We start from the raw sequence: 21,315 nt of genomic DNA on the forward strand, positions 1-21,315 counted from the left end.
ACCCGGCCGGTGTCGTCGCACCTTCCGAACTCTGCAACAAGGACCTCCAAAAATGCATCCCGGCTTTCTCGATTTCCCCGCGCAGTTGCCCGGCGGCGTGCAGCCGCGCATCGTGCTGTTCGGCGCGCCGCATGGCAGCACCTATCCCGGCGCCGACGCGTCGGGTTTCGCCGGTGCTGCGGCCACCATCCGCGCCGCCAGCCAGGACGATGCGCAGTTCCTCGACAGCTGGGACTTCGACCTTGGCGGCCCCCTCTTCGACGGCCGCGAGCCCTGCTGTGTCGATGCCGGCGACCTGCCGACGTCGGTCCTTGACAATGCCGGAAACCGCAAGCTGATCGAAGAGAAGACGCGCGCCATCCTTGCCGCCGGCGCTGCACCATTGATGATCGGCGGCGACGATTCCGTGCCCATCCCCTTCATCGCCGGCTTTGCCGATCATGGCCCAATCTGGATCCTGCAGATCGATGCCCATATCGATTGGCGCGACGAGCGTTACGGCGAGCCCTTGGGCTACTCCAGCACCATGCGCCGGGCGAGCGAGATGCCACATGTCGCCGGCATCGTGCAGGCGGGTATCCGGGGCGTTGGCAGTGCCCGGCCCCTGGAGGTCGAGACCGCCAGGCGCTGGGGTGCGCACCTGGTCACGGCGCGGGAGATCCATGCTGAGGGCATCGAGGCCGCCCTCAGGCACATACCCGCGGGCGCGCGCGTGGTCGTGACTCTCGACTGCGACGGGCTCGATCCCAGCGTGATGCCGGGCGTCGCCGGCCGCACGCCCGGCGGGCTGACCTATCAGCAGGCGATCGGACTGATCGAGGGGGTGAGCCAGCGCGGACGCCTCGCCGGCTTCGACCTCATTGAATTCCAAACATCCGCTGATATCGACGGCCTGTCGGCCCTGACCGCCGCGCGCCTTCTCGTCAACGCGATCGGGCGCATCGTCAGGCAGGTTTGAGCCGGTAATCGGCGCGTGCATGAGCCCGATGCCGCGCGAACCGTTTTAGATCTGCTCAGAGGATTTCATCAGTGCCGCCTGGCTCCGTCCCCGCTGGACCGATCCGGCTGCACTAAAAAATTCGCCGAGGAACGCCGCCGCCTCATCCGAGATGCCGATGATCTTGTTCGTTGCCTGACGATAGAACTTGAAATTGAGTTCCGTCTCGGGCCGGCCGTCTTTCCAGGCGGTGAAATGTTTGAGTTCGCGCCGCCCGAGCGGTCGTTTGACGAGCGCGGTGCGTTCGATCGAGAGGCTCACACGCGGCGTTTGCCGGGCGATGCCGTGCTTCTTCGCAATCGCTTCGACTGATGTAACGACGCCGCACGCAATAAGACCCTGCCCGCCCTCGTTCTCGCTTGCGAACACGAAAACCGTATCGCCCTCGGCGATATGCTTGCCGCCATACATGGTTTTCTGCGCGGTGAACGCGAAGGTTTTTGCCTGCGGATCGCGGATCTCGGTCTTGATCGCGTAGTCCATGCTCTTCCCTGCGTTCAAACCGCTATCATCCCAGATCGATCTGGTAGGACAGAACACGCTTTGCCGCAGGCGCGATCAACATCACGCCCGGTTTGTTCGTGAACTCGCCGTCGAAGTCCACGGGGCTCGCAATGCCGTGCCAGGGCTCGATGCACAGGAATGGCGCACCGCCTGGCTTGGACCAGATGCCCAATTCCCGAAATCCTTGCCAGGACATCTCGATCGCCGGACCACGGTCGGCGGCATAACGCACGCTGCTGCCGGCAGGCCGATCGAGAATGACGGCGTCGTCGTCAAACAGGCGTTCGGAGAGCGCAAGAATTTTGCCCTCCACGGGCGTCGGCTGTGGCGTCGCCAGCAGCAGGCCGTCCCTAAGCCGCCGGATCGGCGCCCGCTCGTCGTCGGCAAAGGTCAGCCGATAGTCCGTCTTGGCCAGATCCGGTAGCAGCGGCCAGTTGAAGGCCGGATGCGCCCCTATCGATGCCGGAAGCGGCTCGTCGCCGGCGTTGGTGATGTCGAAGGTCACGCCAAGCTGCCGGCGGTCCAGCCTGTAGGTCACGGCCAGGCGAAAGGCGAATGGATAGTGCGTGCGGGTATCGGCATCGTCGGTGAGAACCAGCGTACAGGATCGGGGCCCCCTCTCCGCCCAGGCAAACGGCTTGTCACGCGCGAATCCGTGCTGCGTCATCGGGTAGAATTGGTCTCGATGGCGCAATTGATCGCCCTTCAGCCGGCCGACGATCGGAAACAGCACCGGCGAATGCCGCCGCCAGGCCGGTCCGGCCTGCCACAGAAGCTCGGTCGCCTCCGCGTCGCGCAACGAGACCAACTCGGCGCCCTGCGCGACTATAGTCGCCGAGATGCCGTCACCGTGAAGTGTCAGACGATCCTGTTCCATATGTCCTCACGGGTGGCTGATGTGGCCGGCAGGCTAGCAAAAGGCCCCGCGGGAACTCAAGAGCGCAGGCTACGCCGCGCCTCGCACAGCCGCGACCAACGCGCTACAGGCGAGACGGCGTGTTGCTCGCTGCCTCAAATGAAAACCGTGGCCGGAGGTTTCCCTTCGGCCACGGCAAGGTTCCGACGTGTTGCCTGCTACGGTCGGTCCGATTATTCGCGCTCGCCGGTGAAATTCAGCAAGAGCTGGAAGATATTGATGAAGTTCAGATAGAGCGAGAAGGCGCCGAAGACGGCGAGCTTCTGCTGTGATTCCGCGCCGAAATTCTCGGCATATTGTTCCTTGATCGTCTGCGTGTCCCAGGCGGTAAGGCCGATGAACACGGCGATGCCGATCACCGAGATCGCGAACTGCAGCGCGGTCGAGCCGAGGAAGATGTTGACGACGCTGGCAATCACCACGCCGATCAGGCCCATGATCAGGAAGGACGAGAACTGGGTCAGGTCGCGTTTGGTCGTGTAGCCGTAAAGGCTGGTGGCGCCGAACATGGTGGCGGCAATGAAAAAGGTGCGCGCGATGCTGGTGCCGGTGAAGACCAGGAACACGGAGGCCAGCGACAGGCCCATGACCGCGCAGAATGCCCAGAACATGGCCTGGGCGCCGGCAGCGGACATCGTCTGCATCCGGAACGAGAACAAGAGCACGAAGGCGAGCGGCGCCAACATCACCACCCACTTCAGCGGGCTGGAAAATATCGGCACGTAGAGCGCGGGCGTCGAAGCCACCGCATAGGCGATGATACCGGTGACGACGAGGCCGAGCCCCATATAGTTGTAGACGCGCAGCATGTGCTGGCGCAGGCCCTGGTCATAGTCGGCTCCGGCGCGGGCGCCAGTACCGACGCCATATCTCAGATTGGGAATGTTCATGCGGATTCTCCTGGTGATGCGGAATTAGTAAAGCGTACTGGCAAGCGTTTCGGCGGCGTGATCGAGGTCGCGCACACCGCTTCGGGCAATGACTGCGTAGGCGACGTCACCGATCTGGAAGTAAGCCGAGGAGATGTCGCCCGAAGGCGCGACGGTCGGCTTGACCACGTCGAATGTTCCGGGTCTGATCGCGAAGAGCGAGACCAATCCCATATCCTTTGTTTCGACAGCCATTTCGACGCTCGGGCCGAACTGCGACGGATAGATCTGTACGTCGCGGACCTTCCAGTCGGTCGGCAGTGACGGCATGACGATCGCCGTGGCGGCGCGGATCTCGTCCGCGTTGTAGTCCGGCGCTTCCAACTGGGACGACATGGTCTCGCGCACGATCGTCGTCCTGTGCGCCTGGATCGCTTCCTGCAGGTAGACAGGCGGCTGGGTCGAGGCGACGACTTTAGTCACCGATATCGGTCCAAGCATGCTGTGCGCCAGCCAGCCGGCAGCAACAAAGACAGCAACCGCGGCCACCCGCTGCAACGCGCCGAAGACGCGGTCCCGGGCCAGGCCCCGCTCCAGCCGGCGTGCCGCATCGGCCGTTGCCGGCCGCGCCATGCCTTGGGACCCCGCAAGCGCCATGCGCAGTTCGTCGCGCGTCCTGAGGTCGGACATCACCCGTGCCGCCGCCTCCGGACGGGTCGAAAGAAACGCCCCAACTTCAATGCGGCGTGCAACGTCCAACTGGTCGTCGACATAGGCGTCAAGGTCGGCATCGATTACCGGATCGCGCAGTTCGTTCATCACTGATCTCCCACGATCCTGAGGTGGTTTTTTGCACGCGCAGGCGACGTGTCTTCCATCTCGCGCAGCGCCGCCCGCGCACGACCGATGCGTGACATCAACGTTCCAAGCGGCACGCCGCTGACCTCGGCCGCCTGGCTGTAGGTAAGTCCCTCGATGGCGACGAGATGCAGTGCCGAACGCTGCTCTTCGGGCAATTTGAAAAAGGCTTCACGCACCTGCGCCAGGCGGATCGAATGCTCCTGGGGGGCGTCCATATTGGCGTCGGCAAGGTATTCGGCCTGCTCGATGCGCGCCGCTTCGGATTTGCGCGACCGTATTCCGTCAATGAAGGCATTGTGCACAATCGACAGCAGCCATGCGCGCAGATTTCCGCCGGAGCGGAAGGTGCCGCGCCTCTCATAGGCCCGCACCAGTGCATCCTGCACCAGATCCTCGGCATCGGCACTATTGCGCGTCAACGAACGCGCGTAGCGGCGCAGCGAACCGAGCTGTCCCGTGATATCGAAACGTGGCATCGATGGTTTCATGCTCTGTTTACGGAACATGCAGGGATTTTAATCCCTCATTGCGAAAATTTTTCCCACGATATCAATCTCGCGTGCCGCAAAGCCTGCTGAATGTGCTGACGCGGCGACCGCTCTGGAATGCGCGTCGCGATCGATGACGACCACCGAAAGGCCGTGCCGGACGGCGGCGAGCGCATGAGCCAGACCGACAATGCCGGCGCCGACAATTTCAGGGTCGAACTGTTCTTGCCGGCCTATCATTGTCTCACGCCGCCATTCTCGCGCTTGTCCCGGAAATGCCTGTCCAAACTACGCCGATGTCACAGGAACGTGTAGGGCTCACTTCCGTCTTACCGATCGCACGGCATTCGGTCTGGCGCACATGAAACCGCTGGCGCAAGGCGGGCGATTTGCGTATCACTCCGCCGCCATTGGGACGATGTTGATGTTCGAAAACCTGCAACCAGCCCCCGCCGACAAGATCATTGCCCTGATCGGCCTCTATCGCGCCGATCCGCGCCCCGACAAGGTCGACCTCGGGGTCGGCGTCTACAAGGACCGCGACGGCAAGACGCCGGTTATGCGCGCGGTGCGCGAAGCCGAAAAGCGCCTGCTGCAGAGCCAGGATACCAAGACCTATCTCGGCCTTGCCGGCGACACCGGCTTCAACGCCGCGATGGCGAAGCTCACCTTCGGTCCCGCGGCCGACCTGGGGCGCATCCGCGCCGCGCAGGCGCCCGGCGGCTCCGGCGCGCTGCGGCTGGTGGCCGAGTTGCTCAAGCGGACCCGCTCCGACGCGACGATCTGGCTGTCCGACCCGACATGGCCGAACCACCCACCTGTGATGCGCGCCGCCGGCCTGCAGATCCGCGAATACCCCTATTTCGACGCTGCTTCCGGTGCGGTGCGCTTCGCCGACATGCTGACGGCGCTACGCGCTGCAAAGAGCGGCGACGTGGTGCTGCTGCATGGCTGCTGCCATAACCCGACTGGCGCCAATCTCGATACCGCGCAATGGACCGAAATCACTGATCTTGTCGTCGAGCGCGGCCTGCTGCCTTTCGTCGACATCGCCTATCAGGGCTTTGGCGAAGGTCTCGATGCGGACGCCGCCGGCCTGCGCATCATGGCCTCAAAAGTCCCCGAAATGGTCGTCGCCTCGAGCTGCTCGAAGAACTTTGCCGTCTATCGCGACCGTGTCGGGGCGGCGATGATCCTGGCCAAGGACGGCGCCCAGGCGGATGTGGCGATGGGCCAGATGCTGTCGGCGGCGCGCGCCATGTATTCGATGCCGCCGGACCACGGCGCTGCCGCCGTGCGCATCGTGCTGGAAGATGCCGCCTTGCGCGCCGACTGGGAAGCGGAACTGGAAGACATGCGGCTGCGCATGCTCAGGCTTCGCGTCCAGTTCGCCGAGGCGCTGCGGCGGCAGTCCAATTCAGACCGCTTCGATTTCGTCGCCAGCCATCGCGGCATGTTTTCCCGCCTTGGCCTGTCCGAGGCGCAGGTCGAGCGGCTGCGCGCCGAGCACGGCGTCTACATGGTCGGCGACAGCCGCATCAACGTCGCGGGCCTGCCCGAGGACGGGATGGACGCACTCGCCAAGGCGATCGTCTCGGTGCTCGACTAGACCACAGCCACGATTACATGGGCTTGAATTTTGGCAGCAACCTCGCCGCTGCCATGTCTGTCTGCAATCGCGGATGCTGCGTAGTCGGTTGCAGCGTCGAGTTTTCCTGCGTCCTTGGCCTCGATTTCGTTGCGAAGGAGAGTTCCCTGGCAATAAGCAACCGCCGGAAGGCGCGGCGAGGATGCACGGCTTTGTTCGGCTCTTGTCTCGATCACCACGCGGGAGAAACCCGCGTCCTCCAACTCGCTGCGGATCAGCGCCGTGTCGTGGTAGCCGTGCGGTGTGCGTGCCAGAAAGCGCGGCGGATCGTTCGGAAAAATCCTTGCGAGAGCATTCGTGACGTCATCCGCAAATACATTCTCCTCGATGCGATCCCATACGTTGAACAAAAAATGTCCTCCGGGCTTCAGGACTCGCCTGGTTTCGCGGTAGGCAGATGAGCGGTCGGGAAAGAACATCACGCCGAACTGACAGCAAACGAGATCGAAGGCCGCATTTTCAAACGGCAGCGCCAGCGCATCCGCCTGGCGCCATTTGATGCGACTGTCGGGCGCTTGTCGCGAAGCGGCGTAGTCGAGCATCGGCTGGTTAAGGTCGGTTACGTCATAGCTTGCGCGGGGGGACAGTTTTGGCGCCAATGCCCGGGTCACAACCCCGGTGCCCGCGGCGATCTCCAAAACGGCGGCTGGCGACAAGGACGCTGCTCGTCGTGCAAGATCTGTGGCGTACGGCTCGAAAATCAACGGCACCATATAGCGGTCGTAGTTTTCCGGAATCGAGCCAGCGAACACCTTGTCCGTTTCCAACATTGCTATCACCCGCCGTCCGTTTGATGGCTCGCGAGATCAGCCTATGATTGTAAGCGCTGGGTCGTTTTCAACCGGAAGGCGCTCAACGGCATGCGGTCATGTCGGCCATGGCTCCGCGAAAGCGGAAGCAAGATCAGGCTATTGAAATCCATCATACCAGTCGGGGCGGGTTTGAGAATAGCGCCCGTTCCGCACCGGCACCTGTGGACAATACCCCCTCGCAGGCCGACGGCATTGGCCCTACGCCGGCGCTCAGGCTAGCATCCGCCCGATGAAGCCTTCGAAAGACATCTCCCGGCTGATCGAGATCATGGCGGCGCTGCGGGCGCCGAAAACCGGCTGCCCCTGGGACATCGAGCAGGATTTTTCGACCATAGCGCCTTACACGATCGAGGAAGCCTACGAGGTGGCGGACGCGATCGCGCGCGGCGATCTCGACGATCTGCGCGACGAACTCGGCGATCTCCTGCTGCAGGTCGTCTACCATGCGCAAATGGCCGAGGAAGCCGGCGAATTCGCCTTCGGCGACGTGGTCCAGGCCATCACCACGAAAATGATCCGTCGTCACCCGCATGTCTTCGGCGATGAGAAGGCCCGCAGCGCTGGCATGGCCAAGGGCATGTGGGAAAAGATCAAGGCCGAGGAGAAGGCTGAGAAACGCAGCGCCCGCCTCGCGCGTGGACTCGACCCCGAAGACAACGGCAAAGGCTTTCTCGATAGCGTGCCGGTCGCCCTGCCCGCGCTGACCCGGGCACTGAAGCTGCAGGAAAAAGCGGCCCGTGTCGGCTTCGACTGGAGCGAAGCCACGCCTATCCTCGACAAGATCGAGGAAGAGATCGGCGAATTGCGCGAGGCGCTGGCCAAGGGCGCCACGGCGTCGATCAAGGATGAGTTCGGCGACATGCTGTTTGCCGTCGTCAACCTCGGCCGTCATCTCAAGCTCGATTCCGAAGCCGCACTCAGCGGCACCAACGAGAAATTCCGCTCGCGCTTCCACTATGTCGAGCAAGCACTGGAAGCGTCCGGGAACACGCTCGAAAAGGCGACACTCGACGAGATGGAGGCGCTCTGGCAGCAGGCCAAAAGCGCGAAATAAGCTGAATTACCCGTTGTTTTTACGGTGCAATCGGCTTTCGATCTCTTCACGCGCGCTTTGCGTCGCCCTGAGTGAGACGGTCACGCTGCCATCCTCATTGTCGACCCGCGAAACGACGTCGCCATTGCGATAGAGCCAGTCGACAAGGCCAAATTGAGCCGGCGTAAGCGTGATTGTCAGCGTTGCCAGCTCGCCTGATACTCTTGTCTCGATGATCGCCTTCAGCGCATCGATGCCTTCACCGGTGGCGGCCGATATGGCGATCGGCGGCGCCTTGTTGCCGTCGACCCCGTCTGCAAGCAACCGCGCCCGGTTGCCCTCATCGAGCCGGTCGATCTTGTTCCACACTTCGATGACGCGCTTGGTGTCGCCGGCATCGACGCCGAGATCGGCGAGGATGCGCTCGACATCCTCGGCCTGTGCTGTCGTGTCGGGGTCCGAAATATCGCGCAGATGGATGACGAGATCGGCCTCGACCACCTCTTCCAGCGTCGCCCGAAAGGCTGCGATCAGATGTGTCGGCAGGTCTGAAATGAAGCCGACCGTATCCGACAGGATGACCGGCGTGCCGTGCGGCAGGCGCACGCGGCGCAGCGTTGGATCGAGCGTGGCAAACAGCATGTCCTCGGCCAGAACCCCTGCTCCGGTCAGCCTGTTGAACAGCGTCGACTTGCCGGCATTGGTGTAGCCGACGATCGCCACCACCGGGAACGGCACCTTCTTGCGCTTGGCGCGGTGAAGGTCGCGGGTGCGCCGCACGGTTTCCAGCTCGTGCTTCAGCTTGATGATCTTGTCCTGCAGGACACGCCGGTCCGATTCGATCTGCGTTTCGCCGGGACCGCCGAGAAAGCCGGCGCCGCCGCGCTGGCGTTCAAGGTGGGTCCAGCTGCGGACGAGCCGGCCCTTCTGATAGTTGAGATGGGCAAGCTCGACTTGCAGCGTGCCTTCCTTGGTCCGCGCACGCTCGCCGAAGATTTCCAGGATCAGTCCGGTGCGGTCCAGCACCTTGGCGTTCAATTCCTTTTCGAGATTGCGCTGCTGCACCGGCGTCAGCGGGTGGTCGACAATGACCAGCTCGGCATGACGCTCTTTGACGATCTCCGCGAATTCCGCCACCTTGCCGCTGCCGAGCAAGGTCGCCGGGCGCGGGTCGTTGACGGTCACGACTGCCGTGTGGACCGGGTCGAGATCGATGGCGCGGGCCAAGCCGACCGCCTCGTCGTGTCGGGCCTCGGCTGAACGCGTCAGGCGCGGACGGTTCGTCTCGTCGTCGCCGCGCGGCTGTCGGGTAAGCACCGGCACAATGACGACAGCCCGGGTTGGACCCTTGGCCTCGGTCCCGGGCTGATGTGACGATTTTTTTCCGCGGACGCTGCGATCCGCGTCTTTCTCACGTGCCAATCAGGCGCCCTGGCTTTCCTCGCCATCGAACATCTGAACCGGCTGGCTCGGCATGATCGTGGAAATGGCGTGCTTGTAGACGAGCTGGGAATGGCCGTCACGACGCAGCAAAACACAGAAATTATCGAATGAAGTGACCACGCCGGTCAGTTTCACGCCGTTGATGAGGAAGATGGTGAGCGGGTTCTTGCTCTTGCGAACTGAGTTCAGGAACAGGTCCTGAAGGTTTTGCGATCGTTCCGCCATTGTTCTTGTCTTTCCGCCGATCCCCTTCGGTTTGCAGGCCAATGCGCCAAATTAACCGGCCCATGTCAAGCGTACAAACACCCTCTTGCCGTCAGTAACGACAAGCAGAACGAGATATATTGATGTTCATTCCACCTGTGCGGTTATCAGGCCGGACTTTTTTCCGCAACGTCAAAAAAGGCCTGCCGCAAGGAAAGTGTTATTGAGCCGGGATGGCCATTGGCCACGGGAACCCCGTCGATCGCCACGATCGGCATGGCGATCGTCGTCGCGGAACTGATGAAAGCCTCGCGCGCGGCCTTGGCTTCGGCGACCGAAAACCCCCGCTCCTCAATCGTCAGCCCCAGCTTGGCGGCCACTTCGAACAGCGTGGTGCGGGTGATGCCGCGCAGGATGCCGTGCTCGGCCGGCCGCGTCACCAGCACGCCATCCCTGGTGATGATCCAGGCGTTCGACGAGCCGCCTTCCTTGACGGTGCCATCGGCATCGACGAACCACGCTTCCTGGGCGCCGGCCTCCCTGGCCTTCTGCTTGGCAAGCACGTTGGGCAGCAGGCCGACGGACTTGATGTCGACGCGGTCCCAGCGATTCTCCGGTACGGTGATGACCTTGATCCCGCTCTCGGCCCGCTTGGCGGCGACTGCGGGGTCGGCCTTCCGGGCCGTCACCACCAGCGATGGCTTGGTGCCGGCCGCCGGGAAGACAAAGTCGCGGCTGGCGACACCGCGCGTCACCTGGAGATAGACCAGGCCGTTGGCGACATGGTTGCGGCGCACCACTTCGCGCAGGATGAGCGGCAATACGCGCTGCGTCACCGGCCAGTCGATCGAGAGCTCGCGCAAGGAACGGTCCAGCCGGGCGAGATGACGTGGCATGTCGACGATGAAGCCGCGCGCCACCTCGCAGACCTCATAGACGCCGTCCGCGAACTGATAGCCGCGATCCTCAATGTGCACACAGGCGTCGGCGTGAGCGACATAGCGCCCGTTCACATAGGCAATGCGTGGCATCTGTAGTCCCCTGGATGGTCCCGGCTTTCTTAAGCGATTCCGCCACCGGCGTAACCGACAAATGCGTGGGCCAGAAGCGGCAAGGCCCGCGACAGGCCAGCCGTCAGACGCCGAGCGACTTCAGCTTGCGATGCAGCGCCGAGCGCTCCATGCCGATGAATTCGGCGGTCTTCGAGATGTTGCCGCCAAAACGGTTGATCTGGGCGATCAGGTAGTCCTTCTCGAACTGTTCGCGCGCTTCACGCAAGGGCAGCGCCATAATGTGCTGGTCGGACTGGTTTGGCGTGCGCGGCATGACGTCGCCGATCTCGGCGGGCAGAAGATCGGCGGTGATCGGCGCATCGACATCGTCGCCGCGCGCCAGGATCATCAACCGTTCGACATTGTTGCGCAACTGGCGGACGTTGCCTGGCCAGTTGTGGGCCTGCAGCACGGCCAGTGCGTCGTCGCCGATGCGCCGCGGCCGGATACCGGCCTGACGAGCGATCTGCTTCATGAAATTGTCGACCAGATAGGGAATGTCCTCCCGCCGCTCGGCCAGCCCCGGCACCATGACCGGAACCACCGCCAGGCGGTGGTAGAGATCCTCGCGGAAACGGCCGTCGGCGATCATGGCCTCCAGGTTCTGCGAGGTCGACGAGATGATGCGGACATCGACCTTGACCCGCTTGGTGCCCCCTACCCGTTCGAACTGCTGTTCGACCAGCACGCGCAGGATCTTGTTCTGCGTCTCGCGCGGCATGTCGGCCACTTCGTCGATGTAGAGAATGCCGCGGTGCGCCTCTTCCAGCGCGCCGACCTTGCGTTCGACACCGTTCGATTCGGTGCCGAACAGCTCGACCTCCATGCGTTCGGGCGTGATGTTGGCGGCGCTCAGCGTGACGAAAGGCGCGCCCTTGCGCGCCGACAACGTATGGATGGCGCGGGCCGCGAGCTCCTTGCCGGAACCGGACGGGCCGATGATCATTACGCGGCTGTTGGTCGGCGCGACGCGCTCGATGGTCTGGCGCAACTGGCTCATCGCCGACGACATGCCAATCAGGTCGAAGGTCTCGCCGCTGCGCTGCTTGAGATCCGAAACCTCCCGTCTCAGCTTAGAGGTCTCCAGCGCACGCTCGGCGATCAGGATCAGCCTGTCGGCCTTGAAGGGCTTTTCGATGAAGTCGTAGGCGCCGCGGCGGATGGCGGAGACCGCCGTTTCGATATTGCCGTGGCCGGAGATCATCACCACCGGCAGGTTGGGGTGCATCGTCTTGATCTCGTCGAGCAACGCCAGCCCGTCCAGCCGCGAGCCCTGCAGCCAGATGTCGAGGAAAATCAGCCTCGGCGCCCGGTCGGCGATCGCCGCCAGCGCGCTGTCGGCATCGAATGCCGTGCGGGTTTCGTGACCTTCGTCGCTCAAAATACCGGCGACAAGTTCGCGGATGTCTTCCTCGTCATCGACGATGAGAATGTCAGACGCCATTACCGACCTTTTCAGTTTCTCTCTCGTTTTCCGTCCTGCCCTCGCCGCGCGGTGGCGCGGCAACGGCGGCTGGCGGCAGGATGATGCTGATCATCGCACCCCGCCCACCGTGGAAGTCCGCCGGCGCATCATGCAGTTCGAGCCGGCCGCCATGGTCCTCCACGATCTTCTTGACGATAGCGAGGCCGAGCCCAGTGCCCTTCTCGCGCGTCGTCATATAGGGCTCGAGCAGCCGCTGGCGATTCTCGCGCGGCAAGCCTTTGCCATTGTCGATGACATCGATGCGAATCGCGCCATTCTGGCGCCCGGCCTGAATCCGGATTATGCCGTCCGAACGATCCTTTTGATCAAGTCCGTCAATGGCCTCGGCTGCGTTCTTGATGACATTGCCGAAAGCCTGCGCCATCAGCCGGCTGTCGAAAGTGCCTTTCAGCGGCTCGTTGCCGAACACGCGCTCGAAAGTGATGTCGGCGCGGCTCACCTCGACGAGGAACGAGGCCTCGCGCAATGATTCGCGCAAGTCGAGGGACTTCATTTCAGGCTTGGGCATGCGTGCGAAGGCGGAGAACTCGTCGACCATGCGGCCGATATCCTCGACCTGCCGGATGATCGTGTCGGTGCACTGATCGAAAACCTCGCGATCCTCGGTGATGACCTTGCCGTAGCGGCGCTTGATGCGCTCGGCGGAAAGCTGGATCGGTGTCAGCGGGTTCTTGATCTCGTGGGCGATGCGCCGCGCCACGTCGGCCCAGGCCGACGAGCGCTGTGCCTGCACCAGATCGGTGATGTCGTCGACCGTCACCACATAGGATTTCTCCTCCGAACCGTCATCGCCAGCCTCGATCGTGATCTGCACGTTGAAGGTCCGCTCCGTGCCGGCGCGGTAGAAGGTCACCTGCTCGCGATAGACCGGTTTTCCCGACTTGCGGCCGATCTCGAAGACGCGGCCGACATGCGGCAGCACCGCGGAAAGGTTCTGCCCGAGTGTGGCGGTGGCCGATATGGCCAGCATCGTCTCGGCCGAGCGGTTAACGATGGTAACGATGCCATAGGGATCGACGCCGATGACGCCGGCGGTGACGCCGGCAAGCACCGCTTCCGAAAATCGCCGCCGCTCGTCGATCAGATCCTTGGCGGACAGGATCTCGTTACGCTGCGATTTCAGCTCCAAGAGCATCTTGTTGAAGGTATCGCCGAGCGAGGCGACGTCGCCATCGGAGGGCCGAACGGGCACGGCAACGTCGAGATTGCCGGTCGCCACCTCGTCGGCCGCGCCGATGAGCTGACGGATGGGCCGCACCAGACGGTCGGCGACCGCAATACCGGTCCAGATGGCGGACAGGATGATGATCAGCGTCAGCGACAAATAGGGCAGCGCGAAGGCCACTTGCGAGGTGCGGCGATTGTCTTCGAGGCCACGATATTCGTCGGCGTTGGACCTGACGATCTGCCGCGCCTTGATCACTTCGGGATCGACGAGGCGGATGGTGTAGAGATAGAGCCCTTCGATTTCGCGCAGCTTGACGATGGCGCCCATGATGTTGCGCGTCTTCGGCTCGATCAGCACCGGCCTGCCATCGGTGGCACTGGCGACGGCGCCTTCCGGTGGCTCCGGCATGGCAAAGTTCGCATCGGTCTTGGCGCTCATGACGAAGGAACCGTCGGGTTTGATGAGTGCGGCATGGGCCAGCGAACGGCCAATGGCTTCCTTGTTCATGAGATCGAGGAAACCGGTCCGGTCGAGACCGTAGAGCGTGCGCGACGCATCGAGGTCATAGGCCATCGACAGCGTCGTCCCCTGGAGATTGCGCGCGTTCTCCTGCACATAGGCGTCCGCAATCGACAGCGACGAATTGACGATCGTCTTGGTGCGGATTTCGAACCAGCGGTCGAGGCCGATGTCCAGCGTGATCGAGGCGATGATCGCCACCATGATGGCGGGAATTGCGGCGACCAGGGCGAACATCGCGACGATGCGCACATGCAGCCGCGACGCCGCCTTGCCGTGCCGGCGCGCCATCACGATGCGATGCACTTCGCGCCCGACCAGCGCGATCAGGAACAGGACGAAGGCGGCGTTGAGCGCGATGAGCGCCAGCGTCGTCCTTTCGTCCGGAACGATCGGCGTGGCGCCGACGAGAATCGCAAAGGAGATCGCCGCCGTGATCAGCGCGCCGGCGATCGCCACCACGCCGGGCAGCGCAAGCAGCCGGCGCCCTTCCCTCGGGCCGGGCTTGTTGAAAAGCCGTTCGCTCAGTGTCGGTGCCTGTGAAGCCATGTCGCCGTGTGGAGCCAATGATTGCGTCGGATCTATGCAACGCATTGTGGCGATTATGCAACAAGTGTGACCTGGACGGAAATCTTTCGGCGATTGATCCCCGGAAAAACGGCGTGGCACTATCGCATCGCGCAAGCTCGACGCAAGAAGAGCATAGGCTCCGGATGCCTATCGGAGCTATGCGCCGCAAGCGAATTGGATAGAATGGTCCCGATGCATCGCCAGGCGGGGCCGCTTCCATGAGAGCTGTCGATACGGCAGAGGTCATCTTTCTGGTCGATAACGCGACCGACAGTCTCTCGTCGAACCCTGGTTTCGTCGAGACCGAGTTCGCCAGCCATCGCCGTCGCGGCATGCAGTGGCTGTCCGGGAAATGCCTGTGCTGCGCCGCGCATGGGCTTTCCTGCTTGATCACCGCCAGGACCGGATCCGCCAGCCGCGCGCTGCTGTTCGACACCGGGCCAGAGGAATGGGTGTTTGAGCGCAATGTGGTGCGGCTCGGCGTCGATCTGGGGGAAGTTGGCGCGGTGATGCTGTCGCATGGTCACTGGGATCATGGGGGTGCAATGCCGCGCGCCCTCCAGATGATCACAATGAGCAATGGCGGGCAGCCGGTTCCGACCTACATGCACCCCGATATGTTCGCCTTACGCGCGACCAAATCCGCTGACGGGCAGTTTCGACCGATGGAGCTGGTGCCGAGCGTGGATGTCCTGTCCGGAAACGGCGCCGATGTCATCGTTACCCGAGACGAGCTGCTGCTTTTTGATGAGACGTTCTATGTGAGCGGCGAAATCCCTCGCGTGACCCGGTTCGAACGCGGGTTTCCCGGCCAGTATCGCCGGATCGCGACAGGCAGTTGGGAGCCGGACGAGGTAATGCCGGACGAGCGTTTCGTGGCGATCAACGTGGCCGGTAAGGGGCAAGTCGTCTTCACCGCCTGCTCGCATGCCGGCCTGATTAACGTTCTGACGCACGCCCAGTCACGGTTTCCGGATATCCCGCTCTATGGCGTGTTTGGCGGCTTCCACCTCTCCGGGATCACCGAGCCAATTATTCCGGAGACGGTCGAAGCGCTGGCGCAGTTTGACCTGCAATTGATATCACCCGGGCATTGCACGGGTTGGCGCGCCGTGAGCGCACTTGCGGCCGCCTATCGCGAGAGGGTCGTTCCATCCGCGGTCGGCAAGACGTTCATGCTTTGAGACTAGGCAAAGCTAGTAGCCCAACGCCATCCCATCCTTGCGGGGGTCGGACCCTCCAATCAGGACGCCGCGCTCCCAGTCAATCCGGATGGCCTGCGCGCCGCCGATGGCCCACCGGGGCGGTTGAACCTTGAAGCCGCGGCGTTCAAGTTCGGCACCGATGCGGGTGCGGATGGCTTCCTCGACCTCCACCGTCGCGGTAGCGGGCAGTGGAAAGAGGCGCGGCAGGTCAATGGCGGCCTGCAGATCGAGACCACAATCGTAGAGCCGGGATAACAGATGGGCGTGGCCCATGGCCTGATAGTGGCCGCCCATTACACCGAACGGCATGACGACGCGGCCACCCTCGGCGGCCATTCCCGGGATTATTGTATGCATCGGACGCTTTCGGGGGCCGACTTCGTTAGGGTGACCCGCCGCAAGCGAAAAGCTCTGGCCACGGTTATGGAACAACACGCCTGAGCGTGGCGCCATCAGCCCGCTGCCATAGGGACTGAAGATCGAATTGATGAAGCTGACCGCGTTGCGGTCGCGATCCACCACACAAAGATAGACGGTATCCTTGTGCTCGACGGTGTCGAACGACGGCAGCGGTTCGGTGACCCGATCGAAGGAAATGCCAGCGGCGAGGCGATCAGCAAGTGTGCTCGATAGCATGCGCTCGACGGTCCCATCCGACCCCGACGGATCGGCGACCATCGCGTCGCGCGCGGCGTAGGCGAGCCGTGTTGCCTCGAGGAGGAGATGCAGATCATCGGGGTCGAACGGGTCGTTGGACAGCGAGAAACGTGAGAGGATGTTCAGGATCAGGAGGGCGACGACGCCCTGGCCATTCGGCGGGCATTCGTAGATGGTGCGGCCGCGATAGGTTGTGGAGATGGGTGTAACGTAGTCTCCCGCAGCGCTGCCGAAATCGTCGAGGGTGTGATGGCCGCCGAGGCCTCGCAGATAGTCGACCATGTCCTCGGCCACGGCGCCGCGATAGAAGGCGTCTCGGCCATCGCGTGCGATCGCGTCGAGCGTATCCGCGAGCAAGGGCTGGCGCTGGACGCTGCCGACCGCCGGCGCCTCTCCCTCGACCAGGAAGGTGGCATGGGTGGTTGGGTCTGCCGCCAGGAGATCGCGCTGCAGGCCCAGGTCGGCGGCGACACGGGGCGTCAGTGCGGAGCCCTCGCGTGACATGGCGATTGCCGGCTGAAGGACCTCGGCCATCGGCATCCGGCCGAAGTCGCTCAAGAGGCGGCACCAGGCATCGACCGCTCCAGGAACCGTGACGGCATGAGGAGACGAGCGTTCGATTGCTGTCACACCCCCGGCGCGCAATGCGTCGCGGGTCAGGGCGGCCGGCGTTCGGCCCGAGCCGTTAAACGCGCGCATGTCGGTGGATCCTTCCACCGCTATCATTGCGAAACAGTCCCCGCCGACACCCGTCGAGCCCGCCTCGACGACACATTGAACCGCCACGGCCGCCACCGCGGCATCGATGGCGTTGCCTCCTGCCTTCAGGATCTCGATGGCCGTCAGGGTTGAGGCCGGATGCGAAGTTGCCGCCATCCCGTGACGGGCGACGGCCAGCGACCGACCAGGATCTTCGAAGTTACGCATGACGGCCCTCAAACCTTCCCGCCCATTTGCTTAGTCAGTCCCTTGGCGCCAGCGCAAGTGACTTTGGCCAGATGTCGCGCATTGAGTGGTGGGTGACAGCGGATACAGCTGTCTCACCTTCGCCATCGCGCTGGCTGGCTGCCAGAAGTGTGAGCCGGGTCTGGGCGTGAATTCGGCCGAGCGCGAACGAGCTTCCGCTTAGGTCGAACTCGGTCGTTCTGAGTGATTGGGCTTTGCCCCTAAGATTGCCTGGACGATTTGTAGACGTTGACGCCGAGTTCACGGATCTTCTTGCGCAGCGTGTTGCGGTTCAGCCCCAGCAATTCCGCGGCCTTGATCTGATTGCCGCGGGTCGCCGTCATCGAGGCCAGAACCAGCGGATATTCGACCTCGGAGAGAATGCGCTGATAGAGCCCGGCGGGCGGCAATTCGCCGGCAAAGGAAGCAAAATAGCGCTGCAGGAAATGCTCCACCGCCTGGCCTATGGACAGATCGTCGGGAATGAGATTGCCGCCACCGGGAACGACCGGCCGCTCGCCGGTCTTCAGTTCTGCCTCGATGATCTCGGCGGAAATCTCGTCCTGAGAGTAAAGCGCGGCCAGCCTGCGGACGAGATTTTCAAGCTCGCGCACATTGCCGGGCCAGGGATAGCGCTTCATCAGTTCGATGCCGCCGGTGGAAATGCGTTTTGTCTGCAAGCCTTCGCTGGCTCCGATCTTGAAGAAGTGCCGGACGAGGTCGGGAATGTCCTCGGATCGCTCGCGCAGCGCCGGCAGTCTGAGCGGCACGACATTCAGCCGGTAGAACAGATCCTCGCGGAACAGCCCCTGGTTGATCAGCGTGCGCAGATCCTTGTTGGTGGCGGCGACGATGCGCACATCGGTCTTGATCGGCGTGCGGCCGCCGACGGTGGTGTATTCGCCTTGTTGCAGCACGCGCAGCAGGCGCGTCTGGGCTTCCATCGGCATGTCGCCGATCTCGTCCAGGAACAGCGTGCCGCCCTCGGCCTGCTCGAAACGGCCGGTGGAACGGTTCTGCGCACCGGTGAAGGCGCCCTTCTCGTGCCCGAACAGTTCCGATTCGATCAGGTCGCGCGGGATCGCCGCCATGTTGATGGCGACGAAGGGGCCGCCGCGGCGGCGGCCATATTCGTGCAGCGCGCGGGCCACCAGCTCCTTGCCGGTGCCCGATTCGCCTGAAATCATCACCGTCAGGTCGGTCTGCATCATGCGCGCCAGCATGCGGTAGATATCCTGCATGGCGGCAGAGCGGCCGACCAGCGGCATCGTCTCCGGCGGCTCGTCCGCCCGCGCATCGATCTTCGGGCGCCTGGGCTCCGACAGTGCCCGGTTGACGATGTTGAGAAGCTCGGTCAGGTCGAACGGCTTGGGCAGATATTCATAGGCGCCTGTCTCGGAGGCGCGGATCGCGGTCATGAACGTGTTCTGGGCGCTCATGACGATGACCGGCAGTTCCGGCCGCGCCTTCTTGATGCGGGGCAGCATGTCGAAGGCGTTCTCGTCGGGCATCACCACGTCGGTGATGACGAGATCGCCCTCGCCCGCCGCCACCCAGCGCCACAGCGTCGAGGCGTTGGACGTCACGCGCACCTCATGGCCGACGCGCGAAAGCGCCTGGTTGAGGACCGTGCGGATGGCTGCATCGTCGTCGGCGACGAGAATATTGCCGCGAACCGTCATTTGCGGTCTCCTTCGCCATCATCGTCCGTGCCGAACGGCGTTTCTTTCCAAGCCGGCATCAGAATGCGGAAGGTGGTTCCGCGCGGCGTCGAATCGCATTCGATGATGCCGCCATGCTCGCCGACGATTTTCGCAACCAGCGCAAGACCGAGCCCCGACCCGTTCGGTTTGGTGGTGATGAACGGGTCGAACAGGATTGGCAGGATATCTTCGGAAACACCGGAGCCGTTGTCGCGCACGCAGAATTCCAGCGGCAGCGACACGCGGCCCTGCGATCCCGGAACGGAGACACGGATGCCCGGCCGGAACGCGGTCGACAAGGTGATCTCGCCTTGCGGATCGCTGCCAATGGCCTCGGCGGCATTCTTGACCAGGTTGAGGAACACCTGGATGAGCTGATCGCGGTTGGCGAAAACCGGAGGCAATGAAGGATCATAATCCTCCAATATCTTGATCCGACTGGCAAAACCGTTCTTCGCAATTGCCTTCACATGGTCGAGAACGACATGGATGTTGACGGGATAACGGTCGATCGGCCGCTCGTCGGAGAACACCTCCATGCGATCGACCAGCGAGACGATGCGGTCGGTCTCGTCGGTGATCAGCCGGGTCAGCGCGCGATCCTCGTCGGAAGCCGACAGTTCGAGCAGCTGGGCAGCGCCCCTGATGCCAGAGAGCGGGTTCTTGATCTCGTGGGCGAGCATGGCGGCAAGGCCAGTCACCGAGCGCGCGGCGCCGCGATGCGTCATCTGCCGGTCGATCTTGTCGGCCATCGACCGTTCCTGGAACATGACGACCACGGAGCCTGGGAATTCCGGCACCGGCGCGACATAGAGGTCAACCACCTTCTCGATTCCGAGGCGTGGCGACGACACGTCGACCCGGTATTCGTTGACCGGCGCCCGGCGCTCGCGCACCTGGTCGACAAGCGTCAGCAACGGACTGCCGAAAGGAATGAGCTTGGACAATGTGTTGCGGGCGAGCATGGTCGCGCTCGAGCGGAAGAAATCCTCGGCATCGGCGTTGGCGAAGGTGATGAAGCCTTGCTCATCGACCATGATCACGGGGCGACGGATGGTGTTCAGCACGATATGGGCGGCGTCCGCCATGTCCGTGTTCTGTGCGACGGTCGCGCTCATGCCGCGCTCCGCAGATCGGCTGGTTCCGCAGCGCTTTGGAACACGTCGTGCAGCCGAGCAATGACCTGTGCCGGCTCGAAAGAGGTAAGGATCGCCTTGCGCCGGCCGGAGGCGATGCTGGCGGCATGGCGATCGAGATACCAGCCAATGTGCTTGCGCGCCTGGCGCAGGCCACTTTCGATGCCGTAGAGCGCCAGCATGTCCTCGTAATGGGCAATGACGTAATCGGCGAGCGCTGGCGGACTGGCGGGAATGCCGGATGCCGTTTCACCAGCCGCCGTCGCCGCTATGCTGCCCGCTGTCCAAGGCGCGCCGTAATGCGCGCGGCCGACCATCACCGCATCGGCGCCCGACTGGTCGAGGATCATGGCCGCCTCGGCCGGCGAGCCGACATCGCCATTGGCGACGACCGGGATCGACACGGCCTGTTTGATGCGGGCGATGGCGCGCCAGTCGGCCTTGCCTTGGTAGAACTGACAGCGCGTGCGGCCATGCACCGTCACCATCTGGACGCCGGCCTGCTCGGCGCGTCGCGCCAGAACCGGTGCGTTGAGCGCGCTTTCATCCCAGCCGAGCCGCATCTTGACCGTGACCGGCACCTCGACGGCGCCGACCACCGCCTCGATCAGCGACAGCGCGTGGTCGAGATCGCGCATCAATGCCGAACCGGCATAGCCGCCGGTCACCTTCTTGGCCGGGCAGCCCATGTTGATGTCGATGATGTCGGCGCCCTCACCGGCGGCGATTCGGGCGCCCTCGGCCATATGCGCCGCCTCGCGGCCGGCAAGCTGGACCATGTGAACAGGCAGCCCGGAATGTCGGATGCGCAGATCGCAGCCGGCCCTGCCCCTGGCCAGTTCGCCGCTCGCCACCATCTCCGACACGACCAGCCCGGCGCCATGTGCGTAAGCGCGTTGCCGGAACGGCTCATCTGTTATACCGGACATGGGTGCGAGAAAGACGCGATTGCGGATTCTCAAGCCCCCGACGTCGAGCGGCAAAGCCAATTTGGTCAAGTCAAGTTTGCTCAAGTCAGGCATGCACAAAAACCAAGCATGTTCGATTGCTGCACATTCTCTAGCCAGAAGCAAGGCAATGTGCAACGCGGAATGACGCC

The 21,315-nt window shown here is 63.3% G+C and carries 20 protein-coding genes; 4 read left to right on the top strand and 16 right to left on the bottom strand.

The features are described from left to right. Window positions 1-52 precede the first annotated feature (52 nt). Window positions 53-958, top strand: a complete 906-nt coding sequence (locus C9427_RS03610) for an arginase family protein (protein WP_107647832.1) — start codon at window positions 53-55, stop codon at window positions 956-958. Between the two features lie 45 nt (window positions 959-1,003). Here C9427_RS03610 and C9427_RS03615 read toward each other — a convergent pair whose 3' ends face one another. The 6 genes from C9427_RS03615 to C9427_RS03640 form a co-directional block, all read right to left on the bottom strand. Further along, complete coding sequence (locus C9427_RS03615; RefSeq protein ID WP_245436967.1) at window positions 1,004-1,480, bottom strand: hypothetical protein; 477 nt, start codon at window positions 1,478-1,480, stop codon at window positions 1,004-1,006. A gap of 25 nt (window positions 1,481-1,505) precedes the next feature. Continuing rightward, window positions 1,506-2,378, bottom strand: coding sequence for an aldose 1-epimerase family protein (locus C9427_RS03620; RefSeq protein ID WP_107647833.1), 873 nt, complete (start codon window positions 2,376-2,378; stop codon window positions 1,506-1,508). A 212-nt stretch (window positions 2,379-2,590) separates the two neighbouring features. Beyond that, the gene (locus C9427_RS03625; protein ID WP_107647834.1) at window positions 2,591-3,307 is read right to left on the bottom strand and encodes a Bax inhibitor-1/YccA family protein; all 717 of its coding nucleotides are present in this window, start codon (window positions 3,305-3,307) and stop codon (window positions 2,591-2,593) included. Window positions 3,308-3,331: 24 nt separating this feature from the next. Next, entirely contained in the window at window positions 3,332-4,105 is a 774-nt protein-coding gene (locus C9427_RS03630) for an anti-sigma factor family protein (protein WP_107647835.1), read from the bottom strand. Further along, window positions 4,105-4,623 (bottom strand): sigma-70 family RNA polymerase sigma factor, encoded by a 519-nt coding sequence (locus C9427_RS03635; RefSeq protein ID WP_245436968.1) that lies wholly within the window; start codon window positions 4,621-4,623, stop codon window positions 4,105-4,107. Before C9427_RS03635 ends, C9427_RS03630 begins: the two co-directional genes overlap by 1 nt. A 39-nt stretch (window positions 4,624-4,662) precedes the next feature. Beyond that, window positions 4,663-4,875, bottom strand: coding sequence for an FAD-dependent oxidoreductase (locus C9427_RS03640; RefSeq protein ID WP_208636342.1), 213 nt, complete (start codon window positions 4,873-4,875; stop codon window positions 4,663-4,665). 184 nt (window positions 4,876-5,059) lie between these two features. Between C9427_RS03640 and C9427_RS03645 the strand changes: the two genes are divergently transcribed. Then, a complete protein-coding gene (locus C9427_RS03645; RefSeq protein WP_107647924.1) occupies window positions 5,060-6,244 on the top strand; it encodes an amino acid aminotransferase in 1,185 nt (394 codons plus the stop codon). On the opposite strand, the gene C9427_RS03650 is transcribed toward C9427_RS03645, so the two are convergent. After that, a complete protein-coding gene (locus C9427_RS03650; RefSeq protein ID WP_107647837.1) occupies window positions 6,241-7,053 on the bottom strand; it encodes a class I SAM-dependent methyltransferase in 813 nt (270 codons plus the stop codon). The two genes, C9427_RS03645 and C9427_RS03650, sit on opposite strands and share 4 nt — an antisense overlap. 271 nt (window positions 7,054-7,324) lie before the next feature. On the opposite strand from C9427_RS03650, the gene mazG reads away from it, so the two are divergent. Beyond that, window positions 7,325-8,149: a nucleoside triphosphate pyrophosphohydrolase gene (mazG, locus tag C9427_RS03655; protein WP_107647838.1), complete on the top strand. Its 825-nt coding sequence runs from the start codon at window positions 7,325-7,327 to the stop codon at window positions 8,147-8,149. A 6-nt stretch (window positions 8,150-8,155) separates the two neighbouring features. On the opposite strand, the gene hflX is transcribed toward mazG, so the two are convergent. The 5 genes from hflX to C9427_RS03680 all read right to left on the bottom strand — a co-directional run bounded on the left by hflX (window position 8,156) and on the right by C9427_RS03680 (window position 14,549). Further along, window positions 8,156-9,550 (bottom strand): GTPase HflX, encoded by a 1,395-nt coding sequence (gene hflX / locus C9427_RS03660; RefSeq protein ID WP_107647839.1) that lies wholly within the window; start codon window positions 9,548-9,550, stop codon window positions 8,156-8,158. After that, the gene (gene hfq / locus C9427_RS03665; RefSeq protein ID WP_006202172.1) at window positions 9,551-9,796 is read right to left on the bottom strand and encodes an RNA chaperone Hfq; all 246 of its coding nucleotides are present in this window, start codon (window positions 9,794-9,796) and stop codon (window positions 9,551-9,553) included. 146 nt (window positions 9,797-9,942) lie between these two features. Continuing rightward, window positions 9,943-10,806: a D-amino-acid transaminase gene (locus C9427_RS03670; RefSeq protein WP_107647840.1), complete on the bottom strand. Its 864-nt coding sequence runs from the start codon at window positions 10,804-10,806 to the stop codon at window positions 9,943-9,945. A 103-nt stretch (window positions 10,807-10,909) separates the two neighbouring features. Then, window positions 10,910-12,271 (bottom strand): nitrogen assimilation response regulator NtrX, encoded by a 1,362-nt coding sequence (gene ntrX, locus C9427_RS03675; RefSeq protein WP_097576294.1) that lies wholly within the window; start codon window positions 12,269-12,271, stop codon window positions 10,910-10,912. Then, window positions 12,261-14,549 (bottom strand): sensor histidine kinase NtrY-like, encoded by a 2,289-nt coding sequence (locus tag C9427_RS03680; protein ID WP_167434240.1) that lies wholly within the window; start codon window positions 14,547-14,549, stop codon window positions 12,261-12,263. Before C9427_RS03680 ends, ntrX begins: the two co-directional genes overlap by 11 nt. A 407-nt stretch (window positions 14,550-14,956) precedes the next feature. Here C9427_RS03680 and C9427_RS03685 point away from each other — a divergent pair, with 407 nt between their 5' ends. Next, on the top strand, window positions 14,957-15,754 hold the full coding sequence (locus C9427_RS03685) for an MBL fold metallo-hydrolase (protein ID WP_245436969.1): 798 nt from the start codon (window positions 14,957-14,959) through the stop codon (window positions 15,752-15,754). 12 nt (window positions 15,755-15,766) lie between these two features. Here C9427_RS03685 and C9427_RS03690 read toward each other — a convergent pair whose 3' ends face one another. From C9427_RS03690 to dusB, 4 genes are all read right to left on the bottom strand, one after another. Next, complete coding sequence (locus C9427_RS03690; protein ID WP_107647842.1) at window positions 15,767-17,359, bottom strand: gamma-glutamyltransferase family protein; 1,593 nt, start codon at window positions 17,357-17,359, stop codon at window positions 15,767-15,769. Window positions 17,360-17,598: 239 nt separating this feature from the next. Continuing rightward, window positions 17,599-19,059 (bottom strand): nitrogen regulation protein NR(I), encoded by a 1,461-nt coding sequence (gene ntrC / locus C9427_RS03695; protein ID WP_107647843.1) that lies wholly within the window; start codon window positions 19,057-19,059, stop codon window positions 17,599-17,601. Further along, window positions 19,056-20,198: a two-component system sensor histidine kinase NtrB gene (locus tag C9427_RS03700; RefSeq protein ID WP_107647844.1), complete on the bottom strand. Its 1,143-nt coding sequence runs from the start codon at window positions 20,196-20,198 to the stop codon at window positions 19,056-19,058. The genes ntrC and C9427_RS03700 overlap by 4 nt, the downstream gene beginning before the upstream one ends. Further along, window positions 20,195-21,238, bottom strand: a complete 1,044-nt coding sequence (gene dusB, locus C9427_RS03705) for a tRNA dihydrouridine synthase DusB (RefSeq protein ID WP_107647845.1) — start codon at window positions 21,236-21,238, stop codon at window positions 20,195-20,197. The genes C9427_RS03700 and dusB overlap by 4 nt, the downstream gene beginning before the upstream one ends. Between the last annotated feature and the right edge of the window lie 77 nt (window positions 21,239-21,315).

Origin of the sequence: Mesorhizobium helmanticense (genome assembly GCF_003034915.1) — a bacterium.
Taxonomy (GTDB): Bacteria; Pseudomonadota; Alphaproteobacteria; order Rhizobiales; family Rhizobiaceae; genus Mesorhizobium; species Mesorhizobium helmanticense.

What these genes read in the sequence shown, in the direction of transcription:
- C9427_RS03610 (WP_107647832.1), top strand. Translation starts at nt 53, where the DNA reads ATGCATCCCGGCTTTCTCGATTTCCCCGCGCAGTTGCCCGGCGGCGTG.
- C9427_RS03615 (WP_245436967.1), bottom strand. Translation starts at nt 1,480, where the DNA reads ATGGACTACGCGATCAAGACCGAGATCCGCGATCCGCAGGCAAAAACC.
- C9427_RS03620 (WP_107647833.1), bottom strand. Translation starts at nt 2,378, where the DNA reads ATGGAACAGGATCGTCTGACACTTCACGGTGACGGCATCTCGGCGACT.
- C9427_RS03625 (WP_107647834.1), bottom strand. Translation starts at nt 3,307, where the DNA reads ATGAACATTCCCAATCTGAGATATGGCGTCGGTACTGGCGCCCGCGCC.
- C9427_RS03630 (WP_107647835.1), bottom strand. Translation starts at nt 4,105, where the DNA reads ATGAACGAACTGCGCGATCCGGTAATCGATGCCGACCTTGACGCCTAT.
- C9427_RS03635 (WP_245436968.1), bottom strand. Translation starts at nt 4,623, where the DNA reads ATGCCACGTTTCGATATCACGGGACAGCTCGGTTCGCTGCGCCGCTAC.
- C9427_RS03640 (WP_208636342.1), bottom strand. Translation starts at nt 4,875, where the DNA reads ATGATAGGCCGGCAAGAACAGTTCGACCCTGAAATTGTCGGCGCCGGC.
- C9427_RS03645 (WP_107647924.1), top strand. Translation starts at nt 5,060, where the DNA reads ATGTTCGAAAACCTGCAACCAGCCCCCGCCGACAAGATCATTGCCCTG.
- C9427_RS03650 (WP_107647837.1), bottom strand. Translation starts at nt 7,053, where the DNA reads ATGTTGGAAACGGACAAGGTGTTCGCTGGCTCGATTCCGGAAAACTAC.
- mazG (WP_107647838.1), top strand. Translation starts at nt 7,325, where the DNA reads ATGAAGCCTTCGAAAGACATCTCCCGGCTGATCGAGATCATGGCGGCG.
- hfq (WP_006202172.1), bottom strand. Translation starts at nt 9,796, where the DNA reads ATGGCGGAACGATCGCAAAACCTTCAGGACCTGTTCCTGAACTCAGTT.
- C9427_RS03670 (WP_107647840.1), bottom strand. Translation starts at nt 10,806, where the DNA reads ATGCCACGCATTGCCTATGTGAACGGGCGCTATGTCGCTCACGCCGAC.
- ntrX (WP_097576294.1), bottom strand. Translation starts at nt 12,271, where the DNA reads ATGGCGTCTGACATTCTCATCGTCGATGACGAGGAAGACATCCGCGAA.
- C9427_RS03680 (WP_167434240.1), bottom strand. Translation starts at nt 14,549, where the DNA reads ATGGCTTCACAGGCACCGACACTGAGCGAACGGCTTTTCAACAAGCCC.
- C9427_RS03690 (WP_107647842.1), bottom strand. Translation starts at nt 17,359, where the DNA reads ATGCGTAACTTCGAAGATCCTGGTCGGTCGCTGGCCGTCGCCCGTCAC.
- ntrC (WP_107647843.1), bottom strand. Translation starts at nt 19,059, where the DNA reads ATGACGGTTCGCGGCAATATTCTCGTCGCCGACGACGATGCAGCCATC.
- C9427_RS03700 (WP_107647844.1), bottom strand. Translation starts at nt 20,198, where the DNA reads ATGAGCGCGACCGTCGCACAGAACACGGACATGGCGGACGCCGCCCAT.
- dusB (WP_107647845.1), bottom strand. Translation starts at nt 21,238, where the DNA reads ATGCCTGACTTGAGCAAACTTGACTTGACCAAATTGGCTTTGCCGCTC.